The 19,307-nt window shown below is 74.2% G+C and carries 15 protein-coding genes and 1 rRNA gene; 12 read left to right on the top strand and 4 right to left on the bottom strand.

Annotated features, from left to right (window positions below; translation table 11 throughout):
• The 9 genes from rrf to AB0O11_RS31415 all read left to right on the top strand — a co-directional run.
• Positions 1-86: ribosomal RNA gene (gene rrf / locus AB0O11_RS31375) — 5S ribosomal RNA — on the top strand; the annotation flags it as partial.
• A gap of 199 nt (positions 87-285) precedes the next feature.
• Positions 286-1,695 carry a histidine kinase gene (locus tag AB0O11_RS31380; protein ID WP_363393767.1) on the top strand — a complete coding sequence of 470 codons (1,410 nt, stop codon included), beginning with the start codon at positions 286-288 and terminating at the stop codon, positions 1,693-1,695.
• Positions 1,647-2,312: a response regulator transcription factor gene (locus AB0O11_RS31385; RefSeq protein ID WP_363393769.1), complete on the top strand. Its 666-nt coding sequence runs from the start codon at positions 1,647-1,649 to the stop codon at positions 2,310-2,312. Before AB0O11_RS31380 ends, AB0O11_RS31385 begins: the two co-directional genes overlap by 49 nt.
• Before the next feature lie 221 nt (positions 2,313-2,533).
• Entirely contained in the window at positions 2,534-4,087 is a 1,554-nt protein-coding gene (locus AB0O11_RS31390; protein WP_363393771.1) for a DUF2637 domain-containing protein, read from the top strand.
• 110 nt (positions 4,088-4,197) lie between these two features.
• A complete protein-coding gene (locus AB0O11_RS31395; protein ID WP_363393773.1) occupies positions 4,198-5,487 on the top strand; it encodes an aldolase in 1,290 nt (429 codons plus the stop codon).
• A gap of 169 nt (positions 5,488-5,656) precedes the next feature.
• On the top strand, positions 5,657-6,313 hold the full coding sequence (locus AB0O11_RS31400) for a YigZ family protein (protein ID WP_363393775.1): 657 nt from the start codon (positions 5,657-5,659) through the stop codon (positions 6,311-6,313).
• Between the two features lie 425 nt (positions 6,314-6,738).
• Positions 6,739-8,523 carry a hypothetical protein gene (locus tag AB0O11_RS31405; RefSeq protein WP_363393777.1) on the top strand — a complete coding sequence of 595 codons (1,785 nt, stop codon included), beginning with the start codon at positions 6,739-6,741 and terminating at the stop codon, positions 8,521-8,523.
• A 114-nt stretch (positions 8,524-8,637) separates the two neighbouring features.
• Positions 8,638-10,413, top strand: coding sequence for a restriction endonuclease (locus AB0O11_RS31410; RefSeq protein WP_363393779.1), 1,776 nt, complete (start codon positions 8,638-8,640; stop codon positions 10,411-10,413).
• A 287-nt stretch (positions 10,414-10,700) separates the two neighbouring features.
• Positions 10,701-11,462, top strand: a complete 762-nt coding sequence (locus tag AB0O11_RS31415; RefSeq protein WP_363393781.1) for a ZIP family metal transporter — start codon at positions 10,701-10,703, stop codon at positions 11,460-11,462.
• A 101-nt stretch (positions 11,463-11,563) separates the two neighbouring features.
• Here the strand turns inward: AB0O11_RS31415 and AB0O11_RS31420 are convergent, their stop codons facing one another.
• Positions 11,564-12,469, bottom strand: a complete 906-nt coding sequence (locus tag AB0O11_RS31420) for a LysR family transcriptional regulator (RefSeq protein WP_363393783.1) — start codon at positions 12,467-12,469, stop codon at positions 11,564-11,566.
• A gap of 151 nt (positions 12,470-12,620) precedes the next feature.
• Here AB0O11_RS31420 and AB0O11_RS31425 point away from each other — a divergent pair, with 151 nt between their 5' ends.
• Entirely contained in the window at positions 12,621-13,562 is a 942-nt protein-coding gene (locus tag AB0O11_RS31425; RefSeq protein ID WP_363393859.1) for an EamA family transporter, read from the top strand.
• Here the strand turns inward: AB0O11_RS31425 and AB0O11_RS31430 are convergent.
• A complete protein-coding gene (locus AB0O11_RS31430; protein WP_363393785.1) occupies positions 13,477-13,998 on the bottom strand; it encodes a MarR family transcriptional regulator in 522 nt (173 codons plus the stop codon). The two genes, AB0O11_RS31425 and AB0O11_RS31430, sit on opposite strands and share 86 nt — an antisense overlap.
• Positions 13,999-14,164: 166 nt before the next feature.
• Here AB0O11_RS31430 and AB0O11_RS31435 point away from each other — a divergent pair, with 166 nt between their 5' ends.
• Positions 14,165-14,497 (top strand): DUF2218 domain-containing protein, encoded by a 333-nt coding sequence (locus tag AB0O11_RS31435; protein WP_224283994.1) that lies wholly within the window; start codon positions 14,165-14,167, stop codon positions 14,495-14,497.
• On the opposite strand, the gene AB0O11_RS31440 is transcribed toward AB0O11_RS31435, so the two are convergent.
• Together AB0O11_RS31440 and gabT are read right to left on the bottom strand one after the other, a co-directional pair.
• The gene (locus AB0O11_RS31440) at positions 14,470-15,120 is read right to left on the bottom strand and encodes a phosphatase PAP2 family protein (RefSeq protein ID WP_363393787.1); all 651 of its coding nucleotides are present in this window, start codon (positions 15,118-15,120) and stop codon (positions 14,470-14,472) included. The two genes, AB0O11_RS31435 and AB0O11_RS31440, sit on opposite strands and share 28 nt — an antisense overlap.
• Positions 15,121-15,612: 492 nt before the next feature.
• Positions 15,613-16,953 carry a 4-aminobutyrate--2-oxoglutarate transaminase gene (gabT, locus tag AB0O11_RS31445; RefSeq protein ID WP_363393789.1) on the bottom strand — a complete coding sequence of 447 codons (1,341 nt, stop codon included), beginning with the start codon at positions 16,951-16,953 and terminating at the stop codon, positions 15,613-15,615.
• A 242-nt stretch (positions 16,954-17,195) separates the two neighbouring features.
• Between gabT and AB0O11_RS31450 the strand changes: the two genes are divergently transcribed.
• Positions 17,196-19,286 carry an ATP-binding protein gene (locus tag AB0O11_RS31450; protein ID WP_363393791.1) on the top strand — a complete coding sequence of 697 codons (2,091 nt, stop codon included), beginning with the start codon at positions 17,196-17,198 and terminating at the stop codon, positions 19,284-19,286.
• The last annotated feature ends 21 nt before the right edge of the window (positions 19,287-19,307 follow it).

The following is a 19,307-nucleotide window of genomic DNA, read 5'->3' on the forward strand; positions in this document are numbered from 1 at the left end:
GTTACATTCCGAACCCGGAAGCTAAGCCTTACAGCGCCGATGGTACTGCAGGGGGGACCCTGTGGGAGAGTAGGACGCCGCCGAACAATTATTCTGAAGAACCCCTGATCCATTCGGATCGGGGGTTCTTCGCATTTCCGGATCATCTCACCGGGCGGTGTCGCTTTGTCCACCAGCAGGTGGTCCTAGGTCTACCCCGGAATTGGGGTGCCATGGCCAGTGCCGGTGGCGGGTGGTTCGTGAACACTGATGGAGGACGATCGGTACCGGCATCAGGAGCTTCCCGTGACAACAGTGAGTCGTACGAGCGGCACGTCCGTACGTGCGCAGGCCCGGGCTGCCTTCGCGGCCGGCGGTGAGGGCCTGACACGACTGGTCCTGGTGCTGCTGGCCGCAGTGCCGGGGTTCGTCCTGCCGGTGGCGGCAGCTGTTCTCTCCGGGGTGATCGCGGCACAGATCCTCCAGAACTACTCTCCGGGGATCCTCGCTGCGCTCCTGGTGGCGGTGTCCGCCGGTTCCTTCGTGGCCGCCTTCCTCGTTCACAGCGTCGCCGACCGCACCCGCGGTCAGCTGGAGCGCTGGTTCGGCATACGGCTGCCGGCCACCTACGAGCCTCGTCCGGAGCTGGAGTTGGACGGTCGCGGGCACTGGTGGACGGGTTACACCTACCACCGCTCGCGGACGGTGGCGAAGTACGCGCAGGTGCTCCACTGGGGCCTGCGGGACCGGACCACCCGTGCCGAGCTGCTCTGGATGGTGGTGAACCCGTTCCTCGCGGTGGCCCTGGTCGGCCCGGTGGCCGTGCTGCTCGGGCTGGGAGCCGCCTACATCCTGTCGGGGCCGGTTCCCGCGTCCGGCTTCGGTCCGCTGAGTGGCCGGATGGCGTCCATCCTGCTGAGCATCGTGCTCGGGGCCGCGATGATCGTCGTCGGGATACTCGTGGCGCCGTTCGCGGTGCGGCTGTACGCGGAGGCGGCCCGCCGGGTGCTGGACCAGGACGGCCGGGCGACGCACGCCCAGCTGACCAGGCGGGTAGCCGAGTTGACCGAGACACGGGCGGACGCGGTGGGCAACCAGGCGGCCGAGCTGCGGCGGATCGAGCGGGACCTGCACGACGGCGCCCAGGCACGACTGGTCGCGATCGGGATGACGCTGGGCACCATCGAGCACCTGATGGACACCGACCAGGAGGCCGCGCGCGAGCTCCTTGCCGAGGCCCGACAGTCCTCGGCCCGGGCGCTCCAGGAGCTGCGGGACCTGGTGCGCGGAATCCACCCGCCGGTGCTCGCCGAGCGTGGGCTGGGCGACGCCGTCCGGGCCTTGGCGCTGGACAGCGCGCTGTCGACCGAGGTGTGCGTGAGCCTGCCGGACCGGCCGCCGGCCCCGGTGGAGGCCGCCGTGTACTTCAGCATCTGCGAGTTGCTGGCCAACGCGGCCAAGCACTCGGGGGCGGACCAGGTATGGGTGGACATCCTCTACCGGGCCGGCTTCCTGCGGGTCACGGTGACGGACGACGGCGTGGGGGTGGCGGACCCCGCACGGGGGACCGGACTGCGCGGGATCGAGAAGCGATTGGGTACCTTCGACGGTGTCCTCTCCATCGACAGCACGTCGGGCGGACCCACCACCATCACCTTGGAGCTGCCGTGCGAGTTGTCCTCGCCGAGGATCTCTACCTCCTTCGCGAAGGCCTGATCCGGCTGTTGGAAGCGCACGGCTTCACCATCGCGGCGGCGGTGGAGACCGGTCCCGAGCTGTTGGAGGCGCTGCTGACCCACCGCCCGGACGTGGCCGTGGTCGACGTCCGGCTGCCCCCGACACTCACCGACGAGGGCTTGCAGGCCGCGCTCAAGGCACGGCGGGAGATCCAGGGCCTGCCGGTGCTGGTGCTGTCGCAGCACGTCCAGCAGCTCTACGCACGGGAGTTGCTGGCCGACGGCACCGGGGGGATCGGCTACCTGCTGAAGGACCGGGTGTTCAACGCCGGGCAGTTCATCGACGCGGTCCGCCGGGTGGCGGCAGGCGGCACGGCGATGGACCCGGACGTGATCGCCAAGCTGATGCAGACCACCTCGCGCCGGCCCGGTCCGCTGCTGCGGCTGTCCCCGCGCGAACGCGAGGTGCTGGAACTGATGGCCGAGGGCTGTTCCAACTCGGCGATCGCCGCCCGCCTCTTGGTGAGCGACGGTGCGGTGGCCAAGCACATCGCCAACATCTTCAGCAAGCTCGAACTCGCCCCCGACGAGGACGCCAACCGCCGGGTGCTGGCCGTACTGGCCTACCTCAACGGCACGGCGGGGCAGACCCGCTGACGATCCGGTCCGGCCTCCGGCGCAGCTCCGCACGGTGCCGGGGCCGGTGTCGGGCAGCTCACCGTGACACTCCAGGCTGTGGGAACGCTTAAACACGTGTACGAGTAAACTCCGGTGGGCCGAGCCCGGAGGTTGCCCAGCCGTCCGGCGGCCCGACCAGCGGGACCCGGCAGCCGTGGCAGCGTACGGCAGCAGCCGACATCCAGGGGTTGATAGACGTAATGGCACGCCCAACGCTCACCAAGGCCCATCGGGGCCTGCTCGGCCTGGTCGCGGCCGGTGCCTGCATCATCTCGGGCATCGGCTTCGCGGGCTCGTACAACGCGGTGCGCGAGCTGGCCGAGGAGAAGGGCTTCGGCGCCTTCTCCTATGCTTTCCCGATCGGCGTGGACGCCGGCATCGTCGTGCTCCTCGCGCTCGACCTGGTGCTGACCTGGCTGCGAATACCCTTCCCGATGCTGCGGCAGACCGCATGGCTGCTGACCGTCGCCACCATCGCCTTCAACGCGGCAGCCTCCTGGGGCGACCCGCTGGGCATGGGGATGCACGCCGTCATCCCGGTGCTCTTCGTGGTCGTGGTCGAGGCCTCGCGGCACGCGGTCGGCCGGATCGCCGCGATCACGGCGGACCGCCACATGGAGTCGGTCCGGGTGATGCGCTGGATCCTCTCGCCGGTGCCGACCTTCCGGCTCTGGCGGCGGATGAAGCTCTGGGAGCTCCGCTCCTACGACGAGGTCATCCGACTCGAGCAGAACCGCCTGGTCTACCGGGCGCAGCTGCGCTTCCGCTACGGCCGTGGCTGGCGCCGCTCGGCGCCGATCCAGGCGCTGCTGCCGCTCAAGCTCGCCAAGTTCGGCGTGCCGCTGGACCCGGCGCTGCTCGACCGGCTGGATGACGAGGGCCGTGAGGTCGAGGCCGAGAAGACGCTGACGGAGCAGGAGGTGCAGGGGATCGGCGCCCAGGAGAACCGTGCCGCCGCGGCCATCGCCCCGGCCGTTGAGGCCCACTCCCCGCAGCCCGAGCAGCTCCAGCAGGTACCGCAGCTCCAGCAGGTACCGCAGCCCCAGCAGGTGCCGCAGCCGCAACAGGCACCGCAGGTACAGCAGACCCAGCCCGAACAGGCTCAGCCCGAACAGGCTCCGGCGCAGGTGCCCGCGGCCGTCGCCCCGATGTCCGCCGAGGTCGCCGCACCGATGCTCGCGAAGCTGGCCGCCGTCAGGCTGCGGGCCGCCCAGGAACCGGACGAGGCGGCCGACGCAGTCCCGCAGCCGCGTGGCGAGGAGCTGAACGTCTGGACCGAGCGCCCGGTCCGCACCACCGGCCACCCGGCCGACGCCGCCCCCGGCGGCCGGGTGCCCGGGCAGGCCTCGCCCTGGTTCAAGCCCCCGCGCCCGGTTGCCGAGGAGCCCGTCCCCGTCGCCGCGCCCGCGGCCGGTCCGCAGGCCCAGCAGGCGACCGGGCCTCAGTACCAGCCCGAGCAGCCCGAGCAGCCCGCCGAGCCCGAGCAGTCGGTCCCGGCCGAGCAGCCCGTGCACGCCGAGCAGCCCGGGTTCCCTCCGGCGCCCGCTCGCCTCGACCCGGACGTCGCCTACGAGGCGCTCGTCTCGTACATGGACGTCCACGGCCACCAGCCCGATCCCCAGCGCCTCGCCGACTGGCTGACCAGGGAGTTCGGTGTCACCGGCAAGGGCCCGGACGGTTCGGTCCACCCCAAGGAGGTCGCCGAGCTCTTTCCGGAGCTGCGCGACCGCTACGTCGCCGCCGGGAGGGACTGACCGCAGCCGCCGCCGTCCAGGGCTCGGTCGGCCATTGACGCCCGATCCCGTCGGAGCTACCTTCGCCTCAACAAATTGTTGAAGCGCTGGTTCGGCATGGAGGAGTGCGGATGACGCGGGTCGGGGTCGACGGAAGCGGGCCGACGGACGGGCCCTCCTTCTCCACCGCGGCCCGCGCCGCCGTGGAGGCGCTGCTCGCCCCGGTGGACGCCGATCTGGCGCGCCGTTACCCGGGGGAGCCCGGGACCAGGCAGCCGGTGCACACCGTCTACGTCCCGGCCGACGCCTTCGGCGCCGACACCGTGCGGGAGTGGGGCCGCCAGGCCCTGGAGGCCTTCGACCGCCATGCCGCCACCCCCGCCGAGCTGGCCCGCGCCCTCGGTGTGGCCGACGACGAGCTGCTCGCAGACGTGCACGCCCGGGTCCGGGCCAAGCTGGAGCGCGAGCCGGTCGAGGACCTGCGGATCGACTTCGAGGACGGCTACGGCCCCCGCCCCGACGCCGAGGAGGACGCGGCCGCCGTCCGCGCCGCCGAACTGGTCGCCGCGGCGGTGGCCGAGGGCTGCGCCCCGCCGTACCTCGGCATCCGGATCACGTGCATGGAGGCCTCTGTCCGGGCCCGCGGCATCCGCACCCTGGAGCTCTTCCTGGCCACCCTGCTGGCGAACGGCGGGCTGCCGGACGGCCTGCTCCTGACGCTGCCCAAGGTGACCTACGCCGAGCAGGTCACCGCGTTGGTCCGGCTGCTGGAGGACTTCGAGCGCCGGGCCGGACTGCCCGCCGGCCGGATCGGCTTCGAGATCCAGATCGAGACCACCCAGGCGATCCTCGGTCCGGACGGCAGGGCCACCGTCGCCCGGATGATCGAGGCCGCCGAGGGACGCGCCACCGGCCTGCACTACGGGACCTTCGACTACAGCGCCGCCTGCGGTGTCAGCGCGGCCCACCAGAGCATGGACCACCCGGTCGCCGACCACGCCAAGGCGGTCATGCAGGTGGCGGCCGCCGGTACCGGGGTACGGCTCTCCGACGGCTCGACCAACGTCGTCCCGACCGGCTCCACCGAGCAGGTGCACGCCGCCTGGAAGCTCCACCACGGCCTGGTCCGCCGCTCGCTGGCCCGCGCCTACTACCAGGGCTGGGACATGCACCCGGCGCACCTGCCGACCCGCTACGCCGCCGTCTACTCCTTCTACCGCGAGGGCCTGGCGGCCTCCGCCGCCCGGCTGGCCGCGTACGTCGCCAGAACGGGCGGCGACGTGATGGACGAGCCGGCCACCGCCCGGGCGCTGAGCGGCTACCTGCTGCGGGGACTGGACTGCGGCGCCGTCGACCTCGCCGAGGTCAGCGCGCTGACCGGCCTGGACCGTGAGCGGCTGAACGCCCTGGCCGGCCGCTGACCCACCGCCGGCCGGCCGTCGAACCGGCTGCCGAACCCGGTGGCTGAACCGGCTGTCGAACCGGCGGCTGATCCCTCCCGCCGCGCGCCAACTAGGCTGGCGGTGCCGCCCCGGTGCCCCGGGGGCGTGCGCTGTCAGCCTTCGTCGTCCTCGGGAGGACCCCCGCACCATGTCCGCCACGCCGGAGCCCACCGCCAGGCCGTACCTCACCATCCGGCGGGCCGGCAGCCACGAGATCGAGATCAAGAAGTCCCGGTTCATCTGCCACCTCGCCCGGGTCGCCGACGAGGAGGAGGCGCAGGCCTTCATCGCCGGCATCCGCAAGCAGTACTGGGACGCCCGGCACAACTGCACCGCCTTCGTAGTCGGAGACGAGCAGCGCCGTGAGCGCTCCAGCGACGACGGCGAACCCGGTGGCACGGCCGGGGTGCCGATGCTGGAGGTGCTGCGCCGGCGCGGGCTGACCGACACCGTCGCCGTGGTCACCCGGTACTTCGGCGGGATCAAGCTCGGTGCGGGCGGCCTGGTGCGGGCGTACGGGAACGCGGTGTCGGAGGCCGTGGACGAGATCGGCCTGCTGGAGCGCCGGCCGGTCGCGCTGCTCGCGGTGACGGTGGACCACGTCCGGGCGGGGCGGGTGGAGAACGACCTGCGGGCGGCCGGGTACGCGGTGACCGACCTGGCCTACGGGGCGGCCGGGGTGCGGATCGAGGTGGGCGTGCCGGAGCCGGACGCGGCGGACTTCCACACCTGGCTGGCCGAGGCGACCGGCGGTACCGCGGTGGCGGCCCCGGCCGGCCGCACCTACGTCGAGGTGCCGGTCTGACCACGGGGGCAGGCGGCACCTCGTGGGTCCCGCGGGTCGGAGGAACGGCCGGACGGCCCGTGACCGGCCGCTTCCCGTGACCCAGGAACTGCGCCACGCGGAAGGCCGCTTGAGCATATTCACCCGAACGTAGTGTCGTAGCCCGGAGTTGGAACTTCCGCTCCGGGCCGTGGCGTTTCCTGGGCAAGGCTCCGGCAGAACCGGACGAAACCATCGATGGAGGACACAGGACCCCACCCCCGCACCACGGAGGTATGCGCATGACCTCAGACCGTTCGACCTCGAATCCCCAGCCCGCGACGAACCCGACCTCGAACCGCCTGACCACCCACCACCCGATCGCGAACCGTTCCGCCCCGAACCGCGTCCGTCCGCACACCGGTGCCGACCTACCGGCTCCCCGCGGTCCCGCGACGCCCTACCGGATGACGGTCACCACGGCCCGCACGCACGCCGAGGCCGTCGCCCTGGCCGACGAGCAGCTGGCCTCCTGGCTGAAGCAGGAGGGCTTCGAGGAGCCCCCTCCGGACTCCCGCACCCCCGTCGGGCAGAGCGCCGAACCGGCTCCCACCGCCGAGCGCCTCCGACTGGGCGAGCGCGTCCTGCTCGACCGCGACCAGGGCCCGCTGCGCGGCGGACCGGGCACCGGCCGCTACGACCGCCGCCGCCTGCGCACCCCGGCCCCGCACGGCACCCAGCAGCTCACCCTCACCGTGGCCACCGCTTCGGACGGCCCCACCTGGGTCCGGCTGGAGGCTGAGACCCACAGCACCGGCAGCGGCGTGCGCACCCCGTGCCGGGTACCGGTGCCCGAACTCGCCCGCTCGCTCCTCCCGCTGCTCGACGCCACCGACGGCCCGGCGGCCGTCCACTCCGCACCCCGGGTGATCACGGCCGACGAGGTCGACACCCTGATCGACGAGCTGTGCGACCCCGAACGCAGGCTGCCCACCGTGGTGGCCAGCGTCCCGGTGAACCTCCCGGTCGACCGCTGGGTGCAGGACGTGGTGGCCCCGCTCTGCCAGCAGCTGCCCGGCCTCGCCACCGCCTACGTGCTGGACCCCGGAGCCCGCACCGGGTTCAACGTCGCGCTGGAGTACCACACCGTCTACGGCGGAGCGGTGCGCACCTACCTGCCCGAGGTCGACCCGGCCTCCCGGCAGGACAGCGCCCGGCATCCGGTGCTCGCCCGGGGCCGAATAGAGCAGGACCTGCGCCGCGCCGCCGGACTGCTCGCCCGCGAGCCGCGCCGCCTGGCCGCGGACCAGCCGCTGCCACCGCCGCTGGCGGCCGTCCCGGTGCTGCGCGTCCCGCCGCCCCTGCTCCGCCAGACGGTGCAGCAGGCCACCGAGCAGGCGACTGAGCACGTCGTCGAGCGGGCGGCTGAGCGCGTCGTCGAGCAGGCCGCCGAACGGACCATCGGCCGGGCTGCCCCGTACCAGGGCGCCGACCTGGCCGCGCTCGCCCGGGAGGAGCAGCAGGACCGCGCGGAACAGCAGGCCAGGGCCGACGAGCTGGAACGGGTCCGGCACACCCTGCGGCTGGAGCGCCGTGAACACCGCGAGCGGGGCCAGGGCCGGGAGGGCCGCGACGGCCGGGACATCCGGGAGGGCCGTCTCCGCTCAGGCGCCCGCGCCCTGACCGGACGTCACTGCGTCACACCGGGCAGCGGCCCGGCCGTCGGCCCGCACTCCGTCGCCCAGCCCCCCGGTCGCCGTGGCACGCCCGAGACCTTCACCGAACTCATGGCCAGACTGGGCGAGTTCCCGCTGGTGACCTTCACCGGTGACCAGAAGAACGCGCTCGCCCTGGACGAGCTCCAGTGCGCCGGCGCCGGCTGGGCCCGGCTCGCCTGGGACGGACTGACCGCCCTTCAGGAGTACGCCGAGGCAGCCGTGCGTGGTGCGGCCGGCGGGGACTTCAAGCAGTGGTGCGAGCGCACCCCTGAGGGCTGCCGACGCTTTCCGCCCCGCAAGGCGGTCCGAGGGGAGTCCCGGACGGTGTTCAGCCACACCAAGTGGAAGCGCGAGCGGATGCTGCCGGTGCCGGAATGCGTCGACTCCTCCCGGCGCGCGTTCATGGGCGCGCACCTGCGGATCGGTGGTGGTCGCACCGCGCCCCGGCTGCACTACCTGGACGACTGCTCCGGCAGTGGCCGGATCTACGTCGGCTACATCGGTCTGCACCTGACCAACACTCGGACCAACTGAGCGGCTTGGCTGACCGCTGGGCCCGTTCGGGGGACAATGTCCGGCAGGGGCGGGCCCGCGGGTTCGCCGGTCGCCCCGGGCAGGCGCCGGACGAGCATGGGGGAACGACGACCGATGCAGTACTCAGCAGACGGCCAGTCCGACGGAACCGCCACCGTCCAGTTCCCCCGACCGGGCTTCCTCGCCTCGGTCTTCCGCGACCTCGGCGCCGAGGACGAGCAGGATCCGGACGCCGCCGTCACCGGCCGCTCCAGCGGCGGCAAGGCCGGTGACGGCCCGTCCGGCAGCGACCGGTCCGACGACGTTCCGACCGGTAACGACCCGTCCGACCCGGGCCCCGACGGCGCCGGGCCCGCCCGCCGCGAGGCCGCCGGCCCCGGGCCCGCCGACCGGGGAGCCGGTCACCCCGGCCCCGGTGGGGCCGACCCGGACGAGGCCGTGGCGGCGCACGCCCGGGCCGCCGCCCTGACCCACCACCGCACGCTCGCCGTGCAGTCCGAGCACGACCGGCTGGCCGACCTGCTGCGACGGGCCGCGCTGCCCGTCTCGGCCATGGACTTCGAGAGCCAGCTGCGGCACTACCAGCCCCGCCCCTACCCGGCCGACGGCCCCGGTGCCGCCGACGAGCCCGAGCCCCGCTGGGAGGATTTCGCGCCCGCCGAGCCGCCCGCGGCCGACCCGGAGAGCGCCCCGTCCCGCCGGCTGCTCGACTCCGGCTACCAGCGCGAGCTGGCCCAGGCCCGGCTCACCCACCAGCGCGCCCTGCGCGAGTGGCGCACCCGCCGGGCCGGGGCCGGCAGCCCGGCCGTCGACGAGTCCCGGCGCGCCCACGAGGCGGCCGAGGAGGCCAGGGCCCGCGCCGTGCGCGAGTACAACGAGAGCCTGGAAGAGTGCCGGCGGGCCTACCGGCTGGCCGAGCCGGCCGCCGTGGAGTCGCTGCTGGAACGGGCGCTGGCCGCCGCCGAGACCGCCACCCAGGACCTGCCCGCCCCCTGCCGGGCGGTCTTCCGCCCGCTCACCCGCACCGCCGTGCTGGACCTCGACCTGCCGCCGCTCGAACTGGTGCCCTCGCTCACCGGCTACCGGCTCGCCCCGGACGGCGACATCCTCCCGGTGCCGCGCCCGCCCGCGGACCGGGCCACCGATTACCTGCGGCTGGTCGCCCGGCTCGCCCTGCGCGCCCTCCAGGCCGCCGACGCCGTCGACACCGACGAGATACTCGCCGGCGTCGTCCTCAACGGCTGGCTGCGCGATCCCGCCACGGCCGAGCCGCTCTGCCTGGTCAGCGTGGACGCCGACCGCGACGCCCTGGCCCGCACCCGCTTGCTGCCGCCGGGCACCCCGTACGAGGAGCGCGACGACGAGGGCGTCTACGCCGACGCCGAGCAGGACGAGGCCCTGGTGCGGCTGCGCCAGCTCGGTGCCGCCGTCACCCCGGACCCGTACGACCGGGTCGGTGTCCAGCCGGCCGCCCAGGCCGGGGCCACCGTGCCGGCCGCCTCCGACCTGTCCGCCAACGAGTTCGCCCAGCTGGTGCGGGACCTGCTGACCCGGGGCGGGATCGCGCAGTGGAGCGTCCGGCTGCGCGGCCCGGCCGGACTGGTCGCCACCGGTGACGGCGCACCCGGTACCGCGCTGCCCGGCCGCTGGGTGGTCTGGGCCTCCCGGGACACCGGGCCGATCGGCGCCGAGCAGATCGAGACCCTGGCCGAGGCGGTCGGGGAGGAGTCCGCCGAGCGCGGCCTGCGGCTGACCACCGGCCGGTTCACCGAGGAGGTGCTGGACCTCACCGCGGAGGAGAGCCATCGGCACATCCACCTGATCGACGGCGACGGCGTCCGCGAACTCGCCCACACCCACCTGGGCCTGCCGCTCGCCACCGGCGGCTGACCGCCCTCGACCCGGCAGACCGCGCCGGCCGCCCGCCCCGGTGGGCAGCCTCACCCCGACGGCCCGTCCGGAGGGCGCCCCTGCACCCCCGGGCCGAGGCTGGGGGAACGGCTCCCCGGCCGGGCCCCCGGCACCCCGGGTGATCACCGCCGAGCGGGCGTCCGGTACGGTCGGCGGTCGGCCCGGCCACGGGCGGATCCCAGGGGGAGAGGAATGCGCAGAGCGCTCGGCGGACCATCCGGCGTAGGCCCCGGCCACCCGGCCGGACCCGGGACGGAGCCGGCCCGATGACCGCGGTCCTGGTCGCCGCCGCGGCGTTCCTGATGACCCTGGTCGGCGGTTTCGTCGCCCAGCGCACCCGCGACCGCCGCCACCTGGTGCTGGGCTTCGCCGCCGGACTGATGCTCGGCGTGGTCGCCTTCGACCTGCTGCCCGAGGCGATCCACCAGGCGCCGGGCGAGGTGCACGGCGTGCCGCAGGCGCTGCTGATGTTCGCGGCCGGCTTCCTCACCATCCACGTGGTCGAGCGCGCGGTCGCCATCCACCGCGGCCACGAGGGCGAATATGCCGCGCACTCCCACGGCCACCACGGGCACGCCCACTCCGCCGGGCGTCAGGGCATCGGGCTGACCGCCGCGCTGGCCCTGGTCGGGCACAGCGTGATGGACGGCTTTGCGATCGGCGCCGCCTTCCAGGCGGGCACCACGGTCGGCACGGTGGTGGCCATCGCGGTGGTCGCGCACGACTTCGCCGACGGCTTCAACACGTACACGATCACCCGGCTGTACGGGAACGACCGGCGGCGGGCGGTGGCCCTGCTCGCCGCGGACGCGCTGGCCCCGGTGTCCGGCGCGGCGATCACCCTGGCGTTCACCATCCCGGGGCACCTGCTCGGCCTCTACCTGGGCTTCTTCTCCGGCTTCCTGCTCTACCTGGCGACCTCCGACATCCTCCCCGAGGCGCACAGCCCGCACCCTTCGCGCAGCACCCTGCTCTGCACTGTGGCAGGGGTCGGCTTCATGTGGCTGGTGATCGGCTTCGCCGGCTGAGGCCCGAACAGGTCCGGGGCCGGCCCGTCAGCCGTCGATCCGGACGCCGCGGTCCGCGAGGGGGCGGAGGCCGTGGCCCTCAGGACCGGCGGGCGAGGCCCTCAGACCGGAAGCCGCCCCCAGCACTCCCGCATCGAGGCCAGCGCCTCGGTGATGGCCGGCCGCCGGGAGGCCTGCGAGCGCCAGAGCGCGAACACCCGGCGGCTCGGCTCCGGCGTCACCCGGCGGACCGCCACCCCGGGCGGCAGCGGGCCCCGCCCGAGCCTCGGAACCAGACCCATCCCCAGACCGGCCGCGACCAGCGCGATCTGCGTCTCGAACTCCCCGACCTGGTAGCGCACGTCCGGCTCCTCACCGGCCTCGCGCAGGGTGCGGACCAGCCAGTCATGACAGATGTTGCCGGGCGGCACGCTGATCCAGCGCTGCCCGCACAGCCGCTCCACCGGCACGGGGTCGAGCGCGGCCAGCCCGTCGTCGGCGGGCAGCAGCAGGTCCACCGGGTCCGTCCCGAGGTCCATCCGGGAGACCCCCTCCTGCACCGGCAGCGGCACGGTCGGCCAGTCCTGCACCAGCGCCAGGTCCACCTCGCCCCGGGCCACCAGCTCGGCCGCGGGGTACGGGTCGCGCTCCAGCAGCCGGACGTCAAGTTCCGGGCAGCGCCGCCGGAGGTCGGCCAGCGCCCCGGGCATCAGTCCGCGGGCACCGGACGGGAACGCGGCCACCAGCAACCGTCCGACGGCCTGACCGCGCTGCTCCTCCAGCCGCACCTCGGCCCGCTCCACCAGCCCCAGTACGGTCTGCGCGGTGACGGCCAGCTCGCGGGCCGCGTCGGTCAGCACCACGCCCCGGCCCTGCCGCTCCAGCAGCACCGTCCGGGTCTCCCGCTCCAGCTTGGCGATCTGCTGCGAGACCGCGGAGGGCGTGAAGCCGAGCGCGGACGCCGCTCCGCCGACCGAGCCGTGCACCGCCACCGCGTGCAGCGCCCGCAGGCGCCCCAGATCCATCATGCAGCGATCCTAAAGCGTCTCCTTCAGTATTCATCGCTGGTGCTACACGGTCCGGCGCCATCATGCTCGACCCATGACCGCGACAACCGCCGCCGCCCCGAGCGGCCAGAACAGCACGGGCAGCACGAGTGGCAACGGCGGCCGGGGCGGCATGAGCCCGCGCCACATCGCCCTGGCCGTCCTGGTGGCCGCCATCTGGGGCCTCAACTTCGTCCTGATCCACGTCGGCCTCGACAGCTTCCCGCCGCTGCTCTTCTGCGCCCTGCGGTTCGCCGTCGTCGCGGTGCCGGCGATCTTCTTCGTCGGTCCGCCCAGGGTGGCCTGGCGCTGGGTGGTGGCGGTCGGCGTGGTCCTCGGGGTGGTCAAGTTCGGGCTGCTCTTCCTCGGCATGCACGCCGGGATGCCGGCCGGGCTCTCCTCCCTGGTACTCCAGGGGCAGGCCGGTTTCACCGCGCTGTTCGCCGCCGTGCTGCTGCGCGAACGCCCCGGTGGGCTGCGGATGGCGGGCCTGGCGGTCGCCTTCGCCGGCATCGCGCTGGCCGCCTGGGACCAGGGCGTCGGCGGACCGCTCGGGGCCTTCGCCCTGGTGGTCCTGGCCGCCGTCGCCTGGGGTCTGGCCAACGTGCTGACCCGCAGGGCCGCGCCGCCGGACGCGCTGCGCTGGATGGTCTGGGTCAGCGCCGTCCCGCCGCTGCCGCTGCTGGGCCTGTCCCTGCTGGTCGAGGGACCGGAGGCGGACCTGCGCGCACTGCGCGACGTCACCCCGGCCGGACTGGGGGCGATCGGCTACGTCGGGCTGGTCTCCACCCTGCTCGGCTTCGTTGCCTGGAGCTTCCTGCTGCGCAGCTACGACGCGACCGCTGTCGCGCCCTACTCGCTGCTCGTGCCGGTGTTCGGGATGTCCTCGGCCTGGCTGCTGCTCGGCGAGCGGATCAGCCCGACGGCCGCCGCGGCCGCGCTGCTGGTGATCGCCGGGATCGGGATCACCGCGCTGCGCCCGGGGGCCGTCAGCGGTGCGGCGGCCCGGCTGAGAGGAAGCGGGCCTCGGCCGAGCGCAGCACCCGCAGCAGCACCTCCTCGTCGGCGGGGCTGACCTCGCCGAAGTACTCCTGGGCCACCTCGTCCCGGACCTGCCCGATCCGTTCCACCGCCGCCCGCCCGGCCTCGGTCAGCAGGATCCGCACCGCCCGCCGGTCGGCCGGGTCGGGACTGCGCTCGACCAGGCCGGCCTCCTCCAGCGCGTCGACCACGGTGGTCGCCGAGCGCGGGGCGATGTGCAGCTTGTCGGCGAGGTCGCTCAGCCGCATCGCGCGGTCCGGCGTCTCGCAGCCGGGCACGTGGGCGAGCATGCGCAGCGCCCGGGCCTGGCCGGGGGTGATGCCGTACGGCTCCAGCCGCCAGCCGGTCTGACGCCGGATCCGCTTGATCGCCCTGGTCATCGCGTCGGCCAGTTCGGCGGCGGTGCCCGGGGTGCCGGGCCCGGGGCCAGGGGAGGGGGCCGCCGGTTCGTCGGTCGGCGTGGTGGTCATCGGCGGTCTCCTCGGCTGGCGTCCGCCCCAGGGTAGCCGTCGGTCCGGGGCCCGCGGCCGACGGCGGAGGGCGATCGCGGAAATATGTTGAGCCTAGCTCAGTATCTGGGCTAGCGTTGCTCCAAGTGAGGGGACCCTAAGTTCCCTCCCAGACCTTGGAGGGCCCATGCCCCGCTCCGAAGCCCGCGTCGCCACCGACCGCCCGGGCCGTTACGCCAAGCAGCTCGCCGCCCACATGGGGCGCAAGATCGAGGCCGTCTACTCCGAGGAGACCGGCCGCGGCACGATGGTCTTCGGTGCCGGCACCGCCACCCTGGAGGCTCAGCCGGACGCGCTGCTGCTCACCGTCGAGGGCGAGCGCGAGAACCTGCCCGGCCTGGAGGACGTCGTCGGCCGCCACCTGGTCCGCTTCGGCGCCCGCGACGAACTCGTCATCGAGTGGCACCGGGACAACGGCGAGGCCGGCCTGGTTCACCGCAACGAGGACCCCGAGGCCTGACGCCTGCCGGCACCCGGCCGGGGCAGCCACCGGGCGAGCGGCCACAGCACCAGGACGGCCAGGCACCAGCTCGCCACCACGTCCAGCAGCCAGTGGAAGTCGCTCCACACCAGCCCCGCGCCCACCCCGAGCGACAGAAGCACCGCACCCGCCGCCAGCCCCCGGACGGCGTGCGGCCCCGCCACCCGGGCGAGCAGCAGCGCCGCCACCCCGTACGAGATCGTCGCGGTCGCAGTGTGCCCGGACGGGTACCAGCCCCACTGGCCCGCCGTCAGCGGCTCCCCGAGCGGACCCGGCCGGGCGAAGGCCGACTTCGCCGGAACCACCAGCAGCGGGATCAGCCCCGCCGTCAGCGCCGCCACCGGCAGCGGCAGCCACCAGCGCCCGGCCCCGGCCCGGCGCCCCCGCCAGGCGGCCAGTGCGCCGGCCGCCAGCAGCACCGGGACTGCCGGGACGCCGCTGCCCAGGTCGGACAGGAGGTGGCCGAACCGGTCGAGCAGCACGCTCGGGAAGTCCTGGTGGGCGGTGCGGACGGCCTGGCGGACCGAACGGTCCACGCCCAGCAGCGGCCCGTCCGCCGCGACCTGCCAGGACACCACCAGCAGCAGCACCGCCGCCACCACCGGTACGACGACCGACCGCGCCGCCCGGCCCAGGGCAGCGGACAGCCGCCCCGGAGCAGGGGGGAGAGCTCCGGGGCGGCTCTGATGATCGCCGTTCCGTGCGCCCCGGGGGGTGTGGGTCGAACGGTCGGTCGATCGGCCTTCGGCGTGCGCCGGCCCTCCCGGGCCGGCCCGGTCGTCCTCACGCGGCACCCGCGGGAACGACCCCGGAGGGGGCTCCGCGGACGGCCGCGCCAAGGGCTGAGGCTCGCTGTCCATCTGCGATGACACTACGTCAACAGCCCTTCCGCGCCGAGCGCCTTCAGCGATTCCGCACATCATCTTCACCCTGCGCGGGGCAACCTCCGGGGCGCCCCGTCGATCATGCCCGGACCGCCCGCACGGCGCGCCCGCAAACCGAACGGCCCGTGCGGACCAGAGGTCCCCACGGGCCGTTCAGCGCTGTCCGGACAACCCTCCGGAGGGGGTTCACGACCTGACGGGCGACACCGCTCAGAGGGCGGCGAACGCGCCCTCCAGGATGTCCAGGCCCTCGTTCAGCAGGTGCTCCGGCATGACCAGCGGCGGCAGGAAGCGCAGCACGTTGCCGTAGGTGCCGGCGGTCAGCACGACCAGGCCCTCGGCGTGGCAGGCCTTGGCGATGGCCGCGGTGACCTCCGCGTTCGGCTCCTTGCTGCCCGGCTTCACCAGCTCGACGGCGATCATCGCGCCGCGGCCGCGGACCTCACCGATGATCTCGTACTTCTCCTGCATGGCCCGCAGGCGGCCCAGCATGATCTCGCCGATCCGCTGCGCCTTGCCGTTGAGGTCCTGCTCCTTCATGGTCTCGATGGCGCCCAGCGCGGCGGCACAGGCCACCGGGTTGCCACCGTAGGTGCCGCCCAGGCCACCGGTCTGCGCGGCGTCCATGATCTCGGCGCGGCCGGTCAGCGCGGACAGCGGCAGACCGCCGGCGATGCCCTTGGCGGTGGTGATTAGGTCCGGGACGATGCCCTCGTCCTCGCAGGCGAACCACTGGCCGGTGCGGCAGAAACCGGTCTGGATCTCGTCCGCGACGAACACGATGCCGTTCGCCTTCGCGAACTCCACGATCGCCGGCAGGAAGCCCTTGGCCGGCTCGATGAAGCCGCCCTCGCCCTGGATCGGCTCGATGATGATCGCGGCGACGTTCTCGGCGCCGATCTGCTTGTTGATGGTGTCGATCACCTGGGCGGCGGCCTCGGTGGCGGCGTTCTCCGCACCGGTCAGCCAGCGGTACGGGTAGGCGACCGGCACCCGGTAGACCTCGGGGGCGAACGGACCGAAGCCCTGCTTGTACGGCATGTTCTTCGCCGTCAGCGCCAGGGTCAGGTTGGTGCGGCCGTGGTAGCCATGGTCGAACACCACGATGGCCTGGCGCTTGGTGTAGGCGCGGGCGATCTTCACCGCGTTCTCGACGGCCTCGGAGCCCGAGTTGAACAGCGCGGTGCGCTTCTCGTGGTCACCCGGGGTCAGCTCGTTCAGCTGCTCGGCGACGGCCACGTAACCCTCGTACGGGGTCACCATGAAACAGGTGTGCGTGAAGCTGGCCAGCTGCTCGGTCGTCCGGGCCACCACGGCCTCGGCGCTGTTGCCGACGTTGGTCACGGCGATGCCGGAGCCGAAGTCGATCAGCGAGTTGCCGTCCACGTCCTCCAGCACGCCACCGTTGGCACGGGACACGTACACCGGCAGGGTGGTGCCGACGCCGGCCGCCACCGCACCCAGCTTGCGGGCGTGCAGCTCCTGCGACTTCGGACCGGGGATCGCGGTGACCAGGCGGCGCTCCTGCGGGAGCGGCGTTGCGGCGCTCATGGGGTTTCTCCAGACTTCTCGGCTCGGTGCTTCGCAGGCTACGGCCGCCCTCCCCGCCCGGGCACGCGCCACTCGGTAGCAGTGCGCCGTCCGACTTGTCCGGCACGGCCAGCGCGGGTGGCGCGACTACCCGCAGGCCACGCTCCACTACCCTGAGCGCGGGCGTGTCGCCGGTACGGCGGCATGGGTATGGCGGCACCGACGGGCGGTCGGGCCGGGCGGGCGAGGGAGCGGGGCCGTACATGGCACAGGGCGGGGCACACCACCACGGCGAGCGCACCACCACCAGACCCCCGACCACCGTGCCACACCCGCGGCCCGGCGCGGGCGCCGCCTCCTTCGACCTCGCGGCCTGGGCCTGCGCCCCGCGCCCCGACGCAGACCCGGGCGTCTACCGGCTCGGCTACCGCCGCCTCGACCCGGAGCGGGCGGAGGCGGCCAAGGTCGCGGCCTGGCCGCTACTGCTGCGGGCGGGGCTCAATGCGGTGGTGGCATGGTTCGCATATCTGTACGGCACTCAGCTGCTGATGTACGTCCTGGTGTGGTTCGGCGGGCAGACGGGCATCGGCCCGCTTGCTTCGCCCTCCGAGTCCGAGGCCATGTTCACGCTCCTGGTGGCCAACATCCTGGTGATCGCCGTGGTCATCAAGTTCTTCGGCCGGATGGGCCGCTGGCCCGAGGTGTGGCGCCGGTACGTGGCGCCGCTGCTGTCGCGCACGGTGACGCAGGAGCAGCCCGCCGAGGAGGATGCCCCGGGGGTGGCCGAGGCCGCGCGGGGGCAGGACCCGTGGGACGGGCTGCGCCAGGGCGGCGCTGCCGAGGCGGCCGCCCGGCTGGACAGCGAGGCCGTGGGGGACGTCGACTACGTGCGGATCCGGCGCGCCTGGGAGTCCGCCCAGGCGGACCCGGTGTTCGTGCCCGCCTTCACCGAGCAGGTGGCCACCCGCGGCGCGGCGGCCTTCGCACACCCGTCCGAAGCGCGCGAGCTGCCCGGCCGCGCAGAGCGGCACGATCTGCTGCTCGGTCAGGTCCGGCTGGGTACCGCGCAGGACGTCCCGAAGAACCCGCTGGGCCACCGGGCGGCCGGTTTCGCGCTGGACCCGGCGGTGCTGGGCACCTCGCTGCTGGCGGTGGGTCCGGCCGGGACGGGGAAGACGGCGCGGCTGGCCCGGCCGGTGGCCGAGACGCTGTGCCTGCAGGCGCTGTCCGGCACCGCCTGTGCGGTGGTGGTCGGGGCGGCAGACGCCGATCTCGGCCCGGACTCCTGGTACGACGTGGTGATCGCGCCGGGTGACCCGTCCTCGCTGTACGGGCTGGACCTCTACGGCGCCGCGCGGGACCCCGACGAGGCGGCCGCCCGCCTGGCCGAGGCGCTGCTGCCGGACGAGCTGACCGCCCGCGCGGAGCACGCCCGTACCGCGTTGCAGCAGGTGGTGGGTCCGTTCCATGCGGCGTACGGCCGCTACCCGGGGGTGCGGGAGCTGCGGGCGCTGCTGGCCGGTGAGCCGGACGTGCTGGCGGCCCTGGTGAAGGCACTCGGCGTGGCCGGCCGGCTGGCCGTGTACGAGCGGGACCTGGAGTACCGGGAGCGGCAGCGCGACCGGGCGGACGATCCCGGGGCGCTGCTGGCGGACCGGCTGGCGCTGCTGGAGCGGCCCGCCTTCGAGGGGGCCTTCGCGACCGACGGCACCGGCCGGCCCCCGTTCGCGATGCGGGTGCTGGACCACCCGCTGCGGGTGCGGGTGAAGCTGCCCGAGCGGAGCCACCCGGAGGCGGCGCGGATGCTGTCCCGGCTGGTGGTGGGGCAGTTCGTGCAGGCGGCCGGGGTCCGCGAGGACCGCTCGCTGTTCGCCGGCCTGGTGGTGGACGACGCCTCGGCGGCGCTGGACGCCACCGCGGTGCGTGGCCTGCAGCGGATGCGCGGGGCGAACGCGGGTGCGGTGCTGTTGCTGCGGACGCTGGTGGACCTGCCGGAGGCGCTGCGGGCGCCGCTGTTCGGCGCGGTCGGCTGCCGGATGGCGTTCCCGGGGATCGCGCCGTGGGACGGGAAGCTGTTCTCGGAAGCCTGGGGCACGCACCTGGTGCAGGAGACCGCGGTCACCCACACCCCCGACACCTCCGGTGGCGTGATCCGGCGGGCCGGGCGGATCGGGCGGAAGGCGTTGTCGGGGACGACGGCGCAGACGGAGTCGGTGACGACGCGGGACGTGGAGCGGCTGCGGTGGTCGCCGTCGGATCTGGCGCATGCGTTGCCGGCCGGGCACGCGGTGGTGTCGTTGACGGCGGTGTCGGGGGAGCAGGTGCCGCCGCTGCTGGTGGATCTGCGGGGGTGACGGCGGGGCGCCGGGGAAGTC

It is taken from the genome of Kitasatospora sp. NPDC093102 (assembly GCF_040683915.1).
GTDB lineage: Bacteria > Actinomycetota > Actinomycetes > Streptomycetales > Streptomycetaceae > Kitasatospora.

Bases quoted from the DNA above. Each gene is read 5' to 3' on its own strand.
- AB0O11_RS31420 (WP_363393783.1), bottom strand. From the start codon at position 12,469: ATGATGGATCTGGGGCGCCTGCGGGCGCTGCACGCGGTGGCGGTGCAC.
- AB0O11_RS31390 (WP_363393771.1), top strand. From the start codon at position 2,534: ATGGCACGCCCAACGCTCACCAAGGCCCATCGGGGCCTGCTCGGCCTG.
- AB0O11_RS31405 (WP_363393777.1), top strand. From the start codon at position 6,739: ATGACGGTCACCACGGCCCGCACGCACGCCGAGGCCGTCGCCCTGGCC.
- AB0O11_RS31425 (WP_363393859.1), top strand. From the start codon at position 12,621: ATGAGCCCGCGCCACATCGCCCTGGCCGTCCTGGTGGCCGCCATCTGG.
- AB0O11_RS31415 (WP_363393781.1), top strand. From the start codon at position 10,701: ATGACCGCGGTCCTGGTCGCCGCCGCGGCGTTCCTGATGACCCTGGTC.
- AB0O11_RS31395 (WP_363393773.1), top strand. From the start codon at position 4,198: ATGACGCGGGTCGGGGTCGACGGAAGCGGGCCGACGGACGGGCCCTCC.
- AB0O11_RS31450 (WP_363393791.1), top strand. From the start codon at position 17,196: ATGGCACAGGGCGGGGCACACCACCACGGCGAGCGCACCACCACCAGA.
- AB0O11_RS31435 (WP_224283994.1), top strand. From the start codon at position 14,165: ATGCCCCGCTCCGAAGCCCGCGTCGCCACCGACCGCCCGGGCCGTTAC.
- AB0O11_RS31400 (WP_363393775.1), top strand. From the start codon at position 5,657: ATGTCCGCCACGCCGGAGCCCACCGCCAGGCCGTACCTCACCATCCGG.
- gabT (WP_363393789.1), bottom strand. From the start codon at position 16,953: ATGAGCGCCGCAACGCCGCTCCCGCAGGAGCGCCGCCTGGTCACCGCG.
- AB0O11_RS31430 (WP_363393785.1), bottom strand. From the start codon at position 13,998: ATGACCACCACGCCGACCGACGAACCGGCGGCCCCCTCCCCTGGCCCC.
- AB0O11_RS31410 (WP_363393779.1), top strand. From the start codon at position 8,638: ATGCAGTACTCAGCAGACGGCCAGTCCGACGGAACCGCCACCGTCCAG.